Origin of the sequence: Neobacillus sp. YX16 (assembly GCF_030123505.1) — a bacterium.
In the GTDB taxonomy this organism is placed as follows: domain Bacteria; phylum Bacillota; class Bacilli; order Bacillales; family Cytobacillaceae; genus Neobacillus.
This window is the reverse complement of sequence record NZ_CP126115.1, coordinates 5,280,034-5,297,090: the sequence shown is the minus strand read 5'-3', so window position 1 is coordinate 5,297,090 and position 17,057 is coordinate 5,280,034. Positions and strand designations below refer to the sequence as shown.

Here is a 17,057-nt window from a genome sequence, read left to right as displayed (position 1 = left end):
ATCAGTTTCTCCTATTAATATAGTTAATTTACTTGTGCTCTGAAACTTTATCGGATGAAAAGGAATACTCAATCCCTATACTAATAATTGGTAATATTTACTCAAATTAAGTATAAATGTTTGAGATTATGATTGTAAATATAAACCTTCGTGCTACATCTCTAGTAATATGATAAATTAGTACTAATTAACATTAAAGGGGATAAGTCTGTGTCAAGAATATGGAAATGGGTTGTTGCGTGCTTACTTTTCCTGCTGTTACTAAATGGACTAGGAATTTTGGCCGTACAGTTTTTATAAGAGAGACTCTGTTAAACTGGGCTGTTGATTTGTGCTCCAGGCGCTTCGCTTTCCGCAGGCGGTTCGGGAAGCCTCCTCGCCGCTAAAGCGCCTGCGGGGTCTCCCCTGTCCCGTCCTCCTGCAGGAGTCTCGCGCCTTCCGCACAATCAACAGAGTGCCAAAATCAATATTAAGCTTTAACATAGCCACAAGATAATTAATAAACAGTAATTTCATAGAACAGGGACTGAGAATAATGACCAATAATTTAACCAAGCCTGTTTCGAAAAGGCTTTTGTTTGCACTGCTTACCATAACGATTGGAGTTGAAATTGTCCTCTATTTAAGCGGTTTCAGTCTCTTGGCGGGTACAATCTATGATGCGATTATGGTATCTTCCTTTTTTATCGGATTAAAGCTGCAGCCAAGACTAAGTAACGGAATTCAAAAAACAAAGATACAAGTCATAAGCCAATTTATAGGGGCATTTCTGCTCTTTATTCTTGGCAGTACGATGATCAATACCTATTCCTCTTACGCCTTCCAGAACTTTAGCGAGGATTATGAGCAATATGTTGATGCGTATACAGAAGTGGTTCCGTATGAGGAGCCTGAGTTGGAGCCTGGCCAACCAATAGAGACTGTCGATCATATGTGGGATGTGGTTGGAGAGATTGATAGTATTGGGTACGATATTTTCACGGATATTCTTGCCGGTCTTGAAGAAGTTTGGCGGTTGGCTTATATTATTTTGATCCTTTTTGTTTTTAAAAGAGTCTTTCCAAGGCGATGGGAAAAAGGGAGACGTGATATTTTTGTCATGCTTGCGCTTTTTATCACCTCAGTGTTATTTGGTATTGATCATACCTTAAACTCGGTTCAATCATGGAAATATGAAGTTGGAGCCATAGTAACTTTCGCCAATATGGGATTATTATTTGGCTTGATTTTATTATGGACGAGAAATCTATGGGTGACCGTTCTAGTACATTCCGTTTACGATATCCTGGCCACACTGTCTTGGTATTACTTTGAATTTATTGTTGAATTGGCGGCATTGATTCTATTACCTATTTACCTAGTCCTAAAGGCAATAGAAATGAATCAAAAGATGAAAAAGTCCACAGAAGTAGTTATTACGGAAGAAATAGCTAATTAAAAAAAAAAGGAGGTTACCTAGAAATGGTAACCTCCTTTTGATTACATCAGGATCAAATTTTTAATTGTCTTCAAGGCTTTCGAGAATTTCTAAAGAGGAAACGTCTTCATCCATAAATACAGGTTCTGGAGTAAGTGATTCTAACGTGAATTCTTGTAATCCAGTTGAACTTACGGTCATAGATGAAAGAATATACATTTTTCCATCTTTATAAAAAGTTTTAATGGCCTCCCCATTGATTACATAATAGTTGTAAATCTCAAATGTGGAGTAATCGTATTCAAAAATGACATTCTCAATACCGGAAAAGAAACGGTTTTGATCAAGGTCAAAAGCAAGATCATTAAAGGGAACCTCTAACTGTGCTGCGTAGCTTAGGTTTCCAGTAAAGACATTTCCAAAATCATTAAAGAGATATCCCCCGTCTGGTGAGGCCTTGATTATATCCCCAAGGTCATAGTCACCATGGTATGGCGAGTCCATTTTTCCAGTAAACTTCCCATCTTTAATGAAAAATTGGGTAATGTCTCTTGGGCTGGAACTTGTGTCAATTGCATAAACCTTTGACTGACTAGGGTGCATTTCAAGGTAACTTCGCTCAGATATCATATAAGAAGATCTTTCTAATCCGGTGTCAGGAGAATAGCTTTTTATATCTGTCCACTGCCCAGAACCACCTGAAACGTAGATATAGCCGTCTTTATCCACAACAATATCAAATGGATCTAGATTTATCGAAAATGATTTTTCTAGTTTAAACGTATCTGCATTAACAATTGCGATTTCCCCTGTTTGGTCCTCATCCCACCAATAAGAACTATGAAGCCCATGTACCAAGGTGATATAAATTTTATTATTCTCAAAATAGATCTGTTCAGGTCTGGCATTTAGCATAATCGATTTCAATTCTTGCGTGTTATAATTATACATTTTTACACTATTATCATCATCACTTAGTAGATAAATTACCGGATTAATAGGATCTATTACTGCATCTATCACGTTAAAGTCAAAAGTCTTTTCTACCTTTGAACCTAGAAAAAAGGTAATTTCATCTATGACTTCATCTGAGACTGCTCCCGGACCGCCTAATACATATACGTTAGGATAATGTTGTTCTTCTAGGTGATTTGCCACTACTGATATAGGCAGACTGTCGTGGGATAATATAATATTTGCACCTAATTTTTGTGAAAGGCCAGCACCAGCTACTGCATCTGGATAATCCTCAATATTAGGCTTTGTAGAGGTACCTCTGACAATAATCACATTCTCATTTTTAGAAAGGTCAGCTGCATTAATGTTTGTTTCGTAGCGAGTTGACCCGCCAATTCTTGTTACCTTTATTCCCTTTTGGTTTAAGTGAGTAACGACATTCTTATCAACGACACCTTCTCCACCATAAATCGTAACCTCAGTAATATTTTCTGGAAGTTCTACAGGCAAAGTAGATTTCATAGAAAGGTAGATAGGGATCTGATTGTTTGCAGAATTGCTAGAGGCTGATAAGGCATCCGCGATTGCATACCCATTTACAACGATTGCCTTGGTATTTAAGGAAGTCTTTGCTTCGTTATTTATTTTTGCTGCCGTTTCAAAGCGGTTATTTCCACCAAGTCTAACCACTGTTAATCCATTATCGGTCAGCTTTTTTTCAATTTCAGCACTAATCGCACCTGTTCCGCCTAGAAGATAAACGGTTGACGCTCCTAATCGATTGATTTCATCGAGGACACTGTTTGAAAGATTGTTAGGATAGGTCAGTAGAATAGGAGCATCTAGTGCCCCCGATAAAGACGCCGAAGATAGGGCATCTGCTGGGTTATCTGCTCTTGCTAGAATCACGTTCTCTGCTTGCTCCCAGCCATACATTGAAATCTGGATAGCCGTTTCAATTCTATTGTCACCGGATATTCGCTCAATAAAAGACGCAGCAACAGCTTTGTTTCCGGTAATTCCAAGCAATGAAACAAACAACATCATTAGGAAAAAAACTAGCCTGACTGTTTTAAAAATGTCTCGTTCACGCCATGCGATTGTTTTCATTAATCAGCCTCATCTCTAAAATATGGGGTTAGAATTACAAAAAATAGTAACCGACAAAGAGATTATACAATGTAGTAGATAAGAAGAATAGCATTTTTTGTAAATTGGACTGGTTTAATGTACCAAGAAAGAACTGTATAAAATCAACCGTACCTTAGTATAAAATAGGGTGAAATTATACTAACGATTTGGAGGAAAACACCAGTGAAGCACAAGTCCTTATCCATATTATTTATGCTTTTCTTCGGTTTATTTACCCAAGCGGGAAATTATCAGGCTGAGGAAATCTCAGATACAACACCTCCTAAAGCACCTTTACTAGGAGAATATGTAGAGGGTGAATCACAATTAAGAGGGATGGCAGAATCACTTTCAACGATTCTTGTAATCGTAAAAGGACAGGAAATTGGCAGAGGAACTGTTCAACCAGACGGCTTTTTTACGATTTCTATTATTCCTCAAGCCTCTGACACAACCATTGAAGTAATAGCTGTTGATAAAAGTAATAACCAAAGTTCACCGGCAACACTGCATGTCAGTGAAAGAGTTAAACGTATCTACGGTGAGAACCGTTATTTAACGGCAGTAGAAATTTCAAAGGAAGCCTTTCCGAATGGGGCGAATACGGTTGTCTTAGTGCGTGGAGATGACTTTCCGGATGCACTTGCTGCTGGGCCGTTAGCCTATCAGTTAGGGGCACCGATTCTGTCTACGCTATCAAACCATCTACCTGAATATGTGAAAAATGAAATAGTAAGATTAAAAGCAAAGAATGTAATCATCATCGGTGGAGATGGCGCTGTTACGAAAAAAGTAGAAACAGAATTGGGCACTAGTCTTGGTTTACATGTAGATAGAATCGCTGGTGTTAATCGTTATGATACAGCTGCGAAAATTGCCGAAAGATTGGGGATAAAGGACAGGGTTGTACTTGCATATGGCAAGGGATATGCGGATGCGCTTTCGATGTCACCGTATGCAGCAAGAGATGGGATGCCGATCCTTTTGACGGAGACTACTTCAATCCCTAGAGAGACACAGCACATTCTTGAAAAAGCTGAAGTTACATTTGTTGTTGGCGGTGAGGGTGTTGTTTCTGAACAGGTTTTTGTACAAATTGAAAATGGAATACGAATTAGTGGAGCCACCAGATTTGAGACCAATGCTAGAATCCTAGAACTCTTTGGAAGTTTTTCAAATAGTGCGGTTCTAGCCACTGGAAGGAATTATGCTGACGCTCTTACTGGGTCGGTCTTGGCTGCTAGACTTGATTCCCCAATTCTCCTTGTAGAGAAGGACTATGTACCCAACCCATTAAAAAACTGGTTAACGTCTTATGGGCAGGTAAAACAATATAAACTTTTAGGTGGGCCAGGAGTGCTTTCGGACGAGATGATTAGTACGATACCACTCTATTAATTTCGTAATAATTCAGAAAAAATAAATTACAAGAAATCTACAAAATTTACAAAAAAAGATATATTCTATTTTGACAATTGCAGTTATAATGAATTTTGCAACAATACTTTTTTGTCGAAAGGTGGAAAAACCTAGTGAAAAAAGGCCTAAAAAAGAAGTTTAAAGGACTAGCCGTTTCTACATTGGCTTTGGGACTTCTGGCAACTCCGTACGGGGGAGTATATGCAGAAGGAAACCAACCAACAAATGTATTATCGGATGAAGCATTTGTAAAGCTTAAAATCATGGAAACGACAGATATCCATGGAACGATTATGGACCATGATTACTTTGCTGATGCAGCTGTAAAAAATGGCTTGGTTAGAATTTCAACACTAGTTAAGGCTGAACGTAAAGAAAACCCTAACAATCTATTAGTAGATAATGGGGATATGCTTCAAGGGAATCCTTTTACTGATTATGTGGCAAAAGTAGACCGTCCTACATTTGTTAAACGTTTAGCAGGACTTGACCGTTATGAAACTGCAGTTCAAGTATCAAAACAAGGTTGGGATACAGCAGAAACGGTAATCATCGTAAGAGGTGATGACTTCGCGGATGCGCTGGCAGCTGCCCCATTAGCCTATAAATATAATGCTCCTATTCTATTAACACAAACAGATTCATTAAATACAGATACGAAAAAAGAAATTAAGCGTCTTGGTGCTACAAAAGCAATTGTGGTTGGCGGTAAGGGTGTAGTCTCTAATCGTGTAACCAATGCATTATCATCAAAATTAAATCTTTGGGTAAAGAGAATTTCTGGTGAAGATCGTTTTGAAACAGCCGCAGCCATTTCAAAAGAACTAGGTAATTCTGAGAAGGTAGTTCTCGTAAATGGTTTTAACTATCCAGATGCGATTTCAGTAGCTTCTTATGCGGCTCAAAATGGATACCCTATCCTATTAACAAGAACTGATGCTGTCCCTAACGTAACTTTGGAAGCGCTTGAAAATGTTTCCGATACTATTTTAGTAGGCGGCACTGGCGTTATTAGTGAAAAAGTTGAATCAGCTGTAAAGAATCCACAGCGATTTGGTGGAAAAGACCGTTTTGCAACATCATTAAAGGTGGCAACTGAACTTGGAAGCGTGAAAGAAAAAGTATTCCTTTCAACAGGCTGGGGTTTTGCTGATGCACTCACTGGTTCTGTGCTTGCTGCAAAAGAAGGAGCACCAGTTGTTCTCGTTCAAAAGGATGAGCTTCCTGCTGGTGTAGCAGAACTAGTTCAAAATAAATATGTGACTGTTCTTGGTGGAACAGGCGTAGTTTCCGAAGAAGCGATTACAGGTGAAACACACCCAATCTATGATGCAATGAATATGCTAGATTATGATGTTTCAAACTTTGGAAATCATGAGTTCAACTACGGTCTAGATTTCTTACAAAATAGTATTAATGGAGCAGATTTCCCATTTGTATCAGCAAACGTTTATAAAGCTGATGGCGATAGTGATCCAAGCAATAATAAGAATCTAGTGAATCCATATAAGATTATTAAAAAAGAAGTAGTCGATAAAGATGGTAAAAAGCATAAGCTTAATGTTGGTGTAATCGGCTTTGTACCTCCACAAATTATGCAATGGGACAAGCAAAATCTCGAAGGAAAAGTAATAACAGAGGATATCGTTGCTTCTGCTAAAAAATGGATTCCGCAAATGAAGGAAAACGGTGCTGACCTAGTAGTTGTTGTAGCTCACAGCGGATTCACAACAAATAGAGACGACAAGGAAAATGCAATCCTTGGTTTAAGTGAAGTTGAAAATGTAGACGCTATTTTACTTGGTCACAGTCATTTAGCACTTCCTGGAGATAAAGCATATAACGCTTTCCCAGAAATCATTGATAACGTGAAAGGAACCATCAATGGTGTACCAGCTGTTCAAGCAAAAGTTGATGGACAATTCCTTGGTGTTATTGACCTAGATTTAGATTTCGTTGATGGAAAATGGATAGTGAAGAATTCTCAATCAGAGGTAATGGGTACATCTACAGTAGAGGCTGACCCTGAAATGGTTGAGTTAATGAAGCCTGTTCATGACCATACTATTGAGTATATTAACAGCTCTGTTGGGGAAACAACTGCTCCAATTCATAGCTTTTTCTCAAGGGTTCAAGATGATCCTTCTGTACAAATTGTCAGCAATGCTCAAAAAGAGTACATGGAAAAAGTATTAAAAGGAACTCAATATGAAGGGATTCCAGTTCTTTCATCTGCTGCTCCATTTAAAGCAGGTCGTAATAGTGGTAATGACTACACAAGCATTCCTGCTGGCGAAATGACAATTAAAAACGTAGCAGACCTTTATAAGTTCCCGAATACTGTATCAGCTTTACTTCTAAATGGTAAAGAATTGAAGGATTATTTGGAATGGACAGCTACAAACTTTAATCAGATTAATACTGCTGAAACAAAAGTTCAGACTTTAATCAATAAAGATTTCCCTGATTATAACTTTGATACGATTGACGGTGTTACTTATGAAGTCGATGTAACACAGCCGTTACGCTACGATTCAAAAGGAACAGTTGTTGCGAATCCAGAAGCTAACCGTATTAAGAACTTAATGTATAATGGGCAGCCGGTAACAGATGACATGAAGTTTGTTATTGCTACAAACAACTACCGTGCGTCTTCTCCAATTATTAATCCGGGCGGAGCTAAGACAATTTACGCATCTGCTGATGAAAGCCGTCAGGTAGTAATGAATTACATTATCAACAATAAAGTTATCAATCCATCTGCTGATAAAAACTGGAGTATCTCTCCAATCGATGCGGATGTAAATGTTACATTCCAATCCAGCCCGAAAGCAGAAGAATTTGCAAAAGAAACACCAAACATTAAATATATTGGTATGGATGAAAAGAATGACTACGCTAACTATTCAATTAATCTAAGCCCAGTTAAAGTTCAGCTTCTTGGCTTAAATGATTTACATGGCCAGCTTGATACGGATACAAAACTTACTGTAGAAGGACAAACTGTATATGCAGGAAGCATGGAATATACTGCTGCAGCAATTAGACAGCGTGAAGCTACAAATGAAAATACGCTTCTAGTTAATGCTGGGGATATGATCGGCGGAAGCCCACTAATCTCTGCACTATTCCAAGATGAACCAACTGTTGAAGTAATGGAATCATTAGGTATGGATGTTGGTACCCTTGGAAACCACGAATTTGATGAAGGTATTGCAGAATTGCAACGAATGATTGGCGGCGGTGAGCACCCACAAGGAAAAGGCACAAAAGACTATGACGGTATGAACTTCCCTGTTATTGCAGCAAATGCATTTGATAAATCTACAGGCAAGTTAGTTACAGATGTACCATATGTAGTTAAAGAAGTAGGCGGCCAGAAAATTGGTTTTATCGGAGTGATTACACAAGAAACTCCTGATATGATTGTAACTAAAGGTAATGAAAACCTTCAAATTACCGATGAAGTAGAAGCGATTGACAAATATACTGCAGAGTTAAAGGATCAAGGTATTGAAGCGATTGTTGTTCTTGCCCATAATCCTACAAATCAAAATGGTTACGCAGATCTTTATGACGCTACAAAAATAGCAGAAACCGTAAATGATGAAGTTGATGTTATCTTTGCAGCACATAACCATGCTTTTAATGACAAAGAAGTAGATAATAAGTTAATTGTTCAAGCTTATTCTTATGGATCTGCATTTTCAGATGTTGATCTTGAACTTCACCCAGTAACAGGTGAAATTATCAAGAAAGAAGCAGAAGTTGTAACAGTTTACCAAACTGATTACACTCCAGATCCTGAAGTATCAGCAATAATGAAAAAATACGAAGACGAAATTGCACCAATGAAAGCCGAAGTTGTTGGTAACTCTTTAACTACATTAGCAAAAGGATACCCATCTGTTGCAACTGAATTTGGTGACAATGGATTAGGTAACTTATTAGCTGATGGTATGAAGGCAGCAATGAATTCAGACTTTGCCTTAATGAATGGCGGCGGTGTTCGCGCTCAGCTTGATGCGGGTGAAGTAACATTCGGTGACTTATTCTCCATTCAGCCGTTTGGAAATGTGTTAAATAAAACGAACTTAAGCGGTGCAGATTTAAAAGAAGTATTAAACAAGCAAATTACACCAAAAGGTCTTGATTTCCATATTGCTGGATTCAAGTACACTTACACATGGGATGATACAGCAAAAACAGGACAGGTTGTGGACCTATTCTTACCAAACGGTGAGAAAGTTGATCCAGCGAAGGAATATTCTGTTGTTGTAAACAATTATATGTATGGTAATGCCAGCTATGGAATTCTTCCGCTTGCATCTGGTTTGGAAGTTGGTCCTGAGGATTTAGAAGCTACAGTAGCATTTGTAAAGACTTTGAAATCTCCATTTGAATACAAACAAGAAGGCCGTATTCAAAAAGTAACTCAGTAACCTAAAAAGGGCAGACTCATTTTTTTATGAGTCTGCTTTTCTAATAGATACATAGGAAAAAGATATTTCCAATTAAAAATTTAAACACCAACAATCTATCAGGTTGGGGTATAATCATTTTAGTATAATATATTTTCTCGCTGATATTATTCTTGTATGGAAGGAAGTGCTTGGATGAGGAGGAAAATGAGCTTGTTCCTCGTATTTATTATGCTATTAACCATTGCTGCTCCTGTGAGTGCAAATGGTATTACTATATCAGATATAAATCTGGAGAGTGCAATAAAGGAAGAATTGAAAATCACGACTGGGGAACTCCTACCAGACCAACTGTCCAAGCTTTTTGATTTGGATGGATCAAACAGAGGGATTAAAAGCCTATCAGGTCTTGAAAATGCTACGGAAATTACTAGTCTTACTTTAAATAAAAATGAAATTGCTGACTTAGTTCCTTTAAGTAATCTAGGGAAACTCGATTGGTTGGAACTTAGCAACAATCGGATTTCTACTATAAACAGCTTAGCTAATCTTACTAATCTGGTAGGACTCGACCTATCCAATAATATCATTACCGATGTTTCGGCACTAACAGGGTTAAAAAATTTAGCGATTGTAAATTTAACGAATAATCAAATCTCAAATATTTCTCCGTTGAGTACGTTATCTAATTTGCAAGGCCTATACTTAAGCCAAAACAAAATTTCGAACCTTGCTCCATTAGCAAATCTTAGTTTTTTAGATGGAGATTTACGTCTATCTAATAACCAGATAACTGACATAAGCCCTTTGGCGCAAATAAAAGTATCAAAAGCTCTTTCTATTGATTTGAGCTTTAACCAGATTAGTAGTTTAGAACCATTGAAAAATATTACCAATATAACAAAAATATTAGCAGCGAATAATCAAATAAATAGCCTCCAGTCTATGAGTAATTTAAAAGCCATTCATACTTTGGACGTTGGGTATAATAAGCTTACTAGCCTAGACGGTCTTAACTTGACCAATGGTTCTACCCGCTATAGCTTGAGTTTTAATAATAATCGCATTTCGACAATTAACCAATTAAGCTCCATAACAACTGGAGACATTGACCTTAGCAATAATTTAATTATGGACATTACTCCATTAAAGAATATGAAAAGCGGCTCACTATATTTAAGTGGTAATCCACTAAATAAAGAATCTACTGCAATCATTGAAACGTTAAGAAGTCGAGGTATTTATGTAGACTACGAAATCATTAAGCCAAGTGTTACACGTCTTTCTGGGTTAAGTCGTTTTGATACAGCTATTGCGGTAGCAAGGGCTGGCTGGACTTCTGCTGATACCGTTATTATTACAAGGGGATATGACTTTCCAGATGCATTGGCAGCAGCACCTCTTGCCTATAAATTAAATGCACCTATTCTTTTAACACAAACAGAAGGTTTAACACCTGATACAAAAAAAGTAATAAAAGATCTGGGTGCTAAAAATGCAATTATTCTTGGTGGTCCACTAGTTATTTCAAAGGGAATCGAAACAGAGTTAGCTACCTTAGGAGTAAATAAAATAGAAAGACTGGCAGGGAAAAATCGCTATGAAACAGCTAGTTTAATTGCTGAAAAATTAGGTGGAAACCCTGAAACGGCGGTAATAGCATACGGCTATGATTTTCCTGACGCTCTTGCAGCTGCCTCGTATGCAGCAAGAAATGGTTTTCCTATTCTTCTAACAGCAAAAGATTCAATCCCACCGGAAACCAGAAAAATGTTAATTGGGAAAAAGAAAACAATTGTTGTTGGTGGTGAAGGTGTTATTAATCAAGTTGTCTTTAAGGATCTGCCAGGAGCAGTTCGAATCGACGGTTTAACTCGTTTTGAAACGGCTGCAAACTTTGTGGAAAAGCTTAATTTACCTGCAGAGAAGGTATTTATCGCAAATGGGCGAACTTATGCAGATGCATTAACAGGAGCGGTTTTAGCAGCAAAACAAAATGCACCTCTTTTACTTGTTGAACAGAATTCACTGCCATATGTTACCCAAGACGTACTCATTACCAAAAAAGTAAGGAACGTGGTTATCTTAGGTGGTACGGGTGTCGTAACAGATAATGTAAAGAAACAAATTGAAAATTAAAAAATGTAAAAAATATGCCCTAGTTCTGTAACCAGAAATTAGGGCTATTTTTGTACTTATATTACTTTTTATTCAATAAACTATTCGAGTGTACTTCCTTCTTTACATTTCTCTAAATTCTAACTTATAATACCCAATGTTGAATTAAAAATAAATGCATTCGGCACCATATAAATAAGATAAAAAATTTTCAACCAGAAACCTTTTGGCTATATTATCCGTCTACCTAAAAGGAAAGGAAATTGAATAGTTGGAAGATCTTTAATGAAATGAATTTTTGGTACAGGTACATGTTAAGAATAACGAATATATTACATTTTTCATCAATTAATAACAAAAAACTACCCACTGTGATATAATTACCACGGTGAAATCACATAAATATTCGAGTAAATAATTAGGAGGGGTCTTATGAGGTATCGGGCAAGAATGTTTAGTCTTGTCTGTATTGACTCGGCCGTAGTATTAGTTTCAATTTTCGTTTCACATTTTCTGCTTAACCCTTTTTCATCATATATTGTAACCGAGGTTATTATTGTAACACCCATAACATTACTTATCACCCACCATCTTTTTGCTTATATTTTTGGGCTGTATCGCCGAGTATGGCGCTATGCCAGTATGGAAGAATTAGTGGGTCTTTTTAGTGTTGTTACATCATCGGTTATTATTACTGCCGTCATACAGAAGCTGATGTTCAATAATATTTATGCACGTGGTTTAACGTTAACGTACATGCTTCATATTCTAATGCTTGGCGGGATTCGCTTTTGGTGGAGATTTGCGCAAACAGTTATCTTTGAAGTGCAATTTAAATCAAAAGGAATTCAACCAGCAAAAAGAAAGCGAACATTGATTATTGGAGCAGGATCAACTGGAAGAATGCTTCTACGTCAATTAAAGGAGCATCCGACTACAGATTTGCAGCCAGTAGCTTTTCTAGATGATAATACAACTGTGCAACATTTAAATATTGGCGGTTTACCTGTGGCAGGAGCTATCGATGATATAGAAACGGTAGTCAAGCGTTATAAGATTGAACATGTTGTGATTGCCATACCATCCTTGAAAAAACAACAGCTGGATCAAATTATTACAACCGCAAAGAAACATGTTAATAATGTCCAAATATTACCGATGATTGGTGACCTTGCATCAGGGAAAATTTCTATTAATGAAATACGTGATGTATCAATTGAGGATTTACTTGGACGTGAACCAGTTCAACTTGATACAAAAGGAATTGCGGATAAAATTGAAAATCAAACCGTGTTAATTACAGGTGCTGGAGGTTCGATTGGTTCTGAGCTATGCAGACAACTATGCCTTTTTAATCCACAAAGAGTTGTGTTATTAGGGCACGGTGAGAATAGCATCTATCATATTGAAATGGAATTAAAATCAAAATATCGGAATCAGATTGAATTATGTACAGAAATTGCGGATATTCAAGACCGTGACCGAATGATTGATATTATGATGAAGTATAAGCCATCTTTTGTTTTTCATGCCGCAGCACACAAACATGTACCGCTTATGGAGAGAAACCCTGAGGCTGCAGTAAAAAACAACATTTATGGTACAAAAAATGTTGCAGAAGCCGCTGATATTGCTGGAGTCGATACATTTGTAATGATATCTACAGATAAAGCTGTAAATCCAACAAGTGTAATGGGCGCTACAAAACGTATAGCCGAAATAGTTGTTCAGAATCTCGATCGAAAAAGCAAGACGAGATTTGTTGCTGTTAGATTTGGGAATGTTTTAGGAAGCCGTGGTAGCGTTATCCCATTATTCAAAAAACAAATAGCAAATGGTGGCCCTATAACGGTTACCCATCCAGATATGACGCGCTACTTCATGACAATCCCTGAAGCCTCACGCCTTGTAATTCAGGCGGGTTCACTTGCAAGAGGTGGTGAGGTGTTTGTATTAGATATGGGCGAACCAGTCAAAATTGTAGACCTCGCTTCAAATCTAATTAAGCTTTCTGGTTTTACTGAAGATGAGATAAAAATTGAGTACACAGGAATGCGTCCTGGTGAAAAACTTTATGAAGAAATATTGAATGAAGAAGAAGTGCATCCTGGTCAGGTTTTTTCGAAAATTTATATTGGAAAAGCAACAGAACTAGATGCTGAAGAAGTTCTTTCTACAATCGAGCAAAAGATTCATGATAAAGAGGCATTAAGAACCACACTCTTATCTATTACCAACAAAAAAAATACGACGAAGCCAAATCACGATAAGATAAAAGAGGTATTAAATGCAGCATATTAATAAAGAGGAACGATAGGACATAGGGAATGGACCTCTCGTTCTTTCTTTACCGCGTTATACGATAATCAAGCAATACATAATTTAGATCTTTTGATTTGGTTAAATTAGCGATTTAAAATAATTAATATATAATGAGGAAGATGTTTATGGTGCAGAAGATTTCTACAGGACAAAATGTTGTTATTGGCGAAGATGTTGAGTTTGGGTTGAATGTAACACTAGGTCATAATGTTGTAATATATGATGGTGTTAAAATTGGCAATAATGTTATTATTCAAGACAACGCTGTAATCGGAAAACAGCCAACAAGGGCTAAAGCTTCTATATTACCAGAAACAAAAAAACTGCCTCCGACAATAATTGGTGACGGAGTTACAGTTGGCACCTCAGCAATCATTTATGCGAATGCAGAAATTGCTGATGATGTCTTTGTTGCAGACTTAGCTACTATTCGTGAACGAGTTACCATCGGAACGAAAACTATTGTCGGCAGAGGTGTTGCGGTAGAAAATGATTGCACTGTGGGCAGAAACTGCAAATTAGAAACGAATTGTTATATTACTGCCTATTCAACCATTGGGGATTATGTTTTTATTGCTCCATATGTAGTAACGACAAATGATAACTATATGGCAAGAACAAAAGAAAGATTTAACCATTTTAAAGGTGTTACGATTAAAAATGGCGGGCGTGTTGGCGCTAATTCAACGATTCTTCCTGGTAGAACGATTGAAGAGGATGGTACAGTCGCTGCAGCTAGTGTAGTAACAAAAGACGTAAAGAGCGAAGAGCTAGTGGTTGGATCACCAGCACGGAAACTCAGAGATGTACCAGCGGACCAGCTGTTACGAAACCAATAAACTGGTGGGATAAAATGAATATTTTACTTATAAACCATTATGCAGGGTCAAATGTGCACGGTATGGAATACCGGCCCTATTATCTTGCAAAGGAATGGGTTAAACTCGGCCATAACGTGACAATTATGGCCGCTTCGCATTCCCATATTCGAACGAAGCAGCCCGAAATGAAGGAAGATTGGACAGTAGAAGTACTGGACGGAATTCGATATATTTGGATTCGAACTCCAGTCTATGAAGGGAATGGATTTGGCCGGATTAAGAATATCCTCGCCTTCATGAAAGAGTTAAGCACAAACGTCAATAAGATTGTTGAATTAACAGCACCCGATGCCGTTATTGCCTCCTCTACTTATCCATTGGATATGTACCCGGCGAAAAGAATTGCCAAGAAGGCAAATGCGCAGTTAGTTTTTGAAGTTCATGATTTATGGCCGTTATCGCCGATGCTGTTAGGCAATATGTCTCCGTATCATCCATTTATCATGGTGATGCAAAAGGGCGAAAATGATGCCTACAAGAATGCCGATAAAGTAGTTTCGCTGCTGCCAAAAGCGGATAAGCACATGATTGAGCATGGTATGGACCCTGAGAAGTTTTACTATTTGCCAAATGGGATTGATATAGAGCAGTGGGAGGATGCCACTGAAAAAATCCCAGACGAACATGATAGAGTGATTCGCGAATTAAGAGATAAAGACCATTTCTTGGTTGGATATGCGGGTACTCATGGGATTGCTAATGCCATGGAGTTTTTAATCGAAGCAGCTGAAGACATGAAAGATGACCCCGTTTCGTTTGTTCTTGTTGGAAAAGGACCTGAACGTGATCAGCTAATTCAAATGGCCAAACAAAAGGGGATTGAAAACATTCATTTTCTTCCAGTTATCAATAAAAAAGCGATTCCTGACTTCTTAGGAAAAATGGATTGTAATTATATTGGCTGGCGGAGAAGTCCGTTGTATCAGTTTGGTGTGAGTCCTAATAAACTATTGGATTATTTAATGTCTGGAAAACCAGTTATTCATGGAATTGAAGCCGGGAACGATCTAGTCGAAGAAGCTCGATGTGGTATCTCAATGAAACCCGAGGATCCAAAAGAGATTGTTCAGGCGGTTAGGGAAATGATGAAGAAAAGTAACGCTGAGCGGGAACAAATGGGGAAAAACGGCAAAGAATTTGTTATGAAAACACATGACTACCGAGTACTTTCTCAAAGATTTATAGACGTCTTATCAAAATAATGATTATACAATAGAGGTGCAAACGATAATGAAGACTATTCCATATGCCTTACCTTTAATTGAAGACGAAGAAATTAAAGAGGTAATCGACACGATCCACTCCAATTGGCTGAGCAAAGGACCGAAAACAGTTGAATTCGAAAACCAAATTAAACAATATGTAAATGCTGATTACGGTATCGCTTTGAACTCTTGTACGGCTGGATTACATATCGCCCAGTTAGCAGCAGGAATTGGACCTGGGGATGAAGTTATCACCACTCCATATACGTTTGTAGCAAGTGCAAACACCATTATTCACACTGGCGCAACACCAGTATTTGTTGATATTGATCCAGTGACGATGAATATTGATCCAAACTTAATTGAAGCTAAGATTACCGATAAAACAAAAGGTATTATTCCTGTCCATTTCGCTGGCTACCCTTGTGACATGGATCCAATTATGGAAATTGCCAAAAAGCATAATCTAGTGGTAATTGAGGACGCAGCACATGCCATCTATACGCAATACAAAGGCAGAATGATTGGCAGCATTGGCGATTTCACTTGTTTCAGCTTCTATGCTACTAAGAACCTTGTTACAGGCGAAGGCGGCTTAGTCACTACTCACTCCGAAGAAATGTCCGATAAATTACGGATTATGAGCCTTCACGGAATGAGTAAAAACGCATGGAATCGTTATGCGGACAAAGGCTCATGGTATTATGAAGTGGAATATCCAGGGTATAAATATAATATGACCGATATTCAAGCAGCATTTGGCCTTGTTCAGTTAAGCAAGCTAGAAAAAATGCAACAGACTCGTGAGCAATACGCAAAAATGTACAATGAGGTTTTATCAACAGTAGACGGAATTACACTACCTTATAGTGATGATGTAAACCGCCATGCATGGCACCTATATGTAATCAGACTTGATGAAGAGAAGTTTACGATTGACCGGGCGGAATTCATTGAGAAGCTAAAGGAAATGGGCGTTGGAACAAGCGTTCATTTTATCCCAGTACCAATGCAGCCATATTACAAACGACTTGGCTATAATGCAGAAGATTATCCGAATGCGTTAAAGGCATTTAATGGGGCGATTTCACTGCCGTTATATCCAAGGATGACAATCGAAGAAGTTCAATATGCGGCTAATGCTGTAGTGGAGCTTGCGAAAAAATACAAAAAATAGGGTGATGTT

The 17,057-nt window shown here is 37.8% G+C and carries 9 protein-coding genes; 8 read left to right on the top strand and 1 reads right to left on the bottom strand.

What is annotated here, in order from left to right; all coding sequences use genetic code 11:
* The first annotated feature begins 535 nt into the window (after positions 1-535).
* The gene (locus QNH48_RS26195) at positions 536-1,438 is read left to right on the top strand and encodes a CPBP family intramembrane glutamic endopeptidase (protein ID WP_283952617.1); all 903 of its coding nucleotides are present in this window, start codon (positions 536-538) and stop codon (positions 1,436-1,438) included.
* Between the two features lie 60 nt (positions 1,439-1,498).
* Here QNH48_RS26195 and QNH48_RS26190 read toward each other — a convergent pair whose 3' ends face one another.
* Complete coding sequence (locus QNH48_RS26190; RefSeq protein ID WP_283952616.1) at positions 1,499-3,484, bottom strand: cell wall-binding repeat-containing protein; 1,986 nt, start codon at positions 3,482-3,484, stop codon at positions 1,499-1,501.
* A 204-nt stretch (positions 3,485-3,688) separates the two neighbouring features.
* Between QNH48_RS26190 and QNH48_RS26185 the strand changes: the two genes are divergently transcribed.
* The 7 genes from QNH48_RS26185 to QNH48_RS26155 all read left to right on the top strand — a co-directional run bounded on the left by QNH48_RS26185 (position 3,689) and on the right by QNH48_RS26155 (position 17,048).
* The gene (locus QNH48_RS26185) at positions 3,689-4,903 is read left to right on the top strand and encodes a cell wall-binding repeat-containing protein (RefSeq protein ID WP_283952615.1); all 1,215 of its coding nucleotides are present in this window, start codon (positions 3,689-3,691) and stop codon (positions 4,901-4,903) included.
* 134 nt (positions 4,904-5,037) lie between these two features.
* A complete protein-coding gene (locus QNH48_RS26180) occupies positions 5,038-9,366 on the top strand; it encodes a bifunctional 2',3'-cyclic-nucleotide 2'-phosphodiesterase/3'-nucleotidase (protein ID WP_283952614.1) in 4,329 nt (1,442 codons plus the stop codon).
* A gap of 186 nt (positions 9,367-9,552) precedes the next feature.
* Positions 9,553-11,484: a cell wall-binding repeat-containing protein gene (locus QNH48_RS26175; RefSeq protein ID WP_283952613.1), complete on the top strand. Its 1,932-nt coding sequence runs from the start codon at positions 9,553-9,555 to the stop codon at positions 11,482-11,484.
* Between the two features lie 411 nt (positions 11,485-11,895).
* The gene (locus QNH48_RS26170) at positions 11,896-13,764 is read left to right on the top strand and encodes a polysaccharide biosynthesis protein (RefSeq protein ID WP_283952612.1); all 1,869 of its coding nucleotides are present in this window, start codon (positions 11,896-11,898) and stop codon (positions 13,762-13,764) included.
* A 146-nt stretch (positions 13,765-13,910) separates the two neighbouring features.
* On the top strand, positions 13,911-14,624 hold the full coding sequence (locus QNH48_RS26165) for an acyltransferase (RefSeq protein ID WP_283952611.1): 714 nt from the start codon (positions 13,911-13,913) through the stop codon (positions 14,622-14,624).
* A 14-nt stretch (positions 14,625-14,638) separates the two neighbouring features.
* On the top strand, positions 14,639-15,868 hold the full coding sequence (locus QNH48_RS26160) for a glycosyltransferase family 4 protein (RefSeq protein WP_283952610.1): 1,230 nt from the start codon (positions 14,639-14,641) through the stop codon (positions 15,866-15,868).
* 28 nt (positions 15,869-15,896) lie between these two features.
* Complete coding sequence (locus QNH48_RS26155) at positions 15,897-17,048, top strand: DegT/DnrJ/EryC1/StrS family aminotransferase (RefSeq protein ID WP_283952609.1); 1,152 nt, start codon at positions 15,897-15,899, stop codon at positions 17,046-17,048.
* Positions 17,049-17,057: the final 9 nt, after the last annotated feature.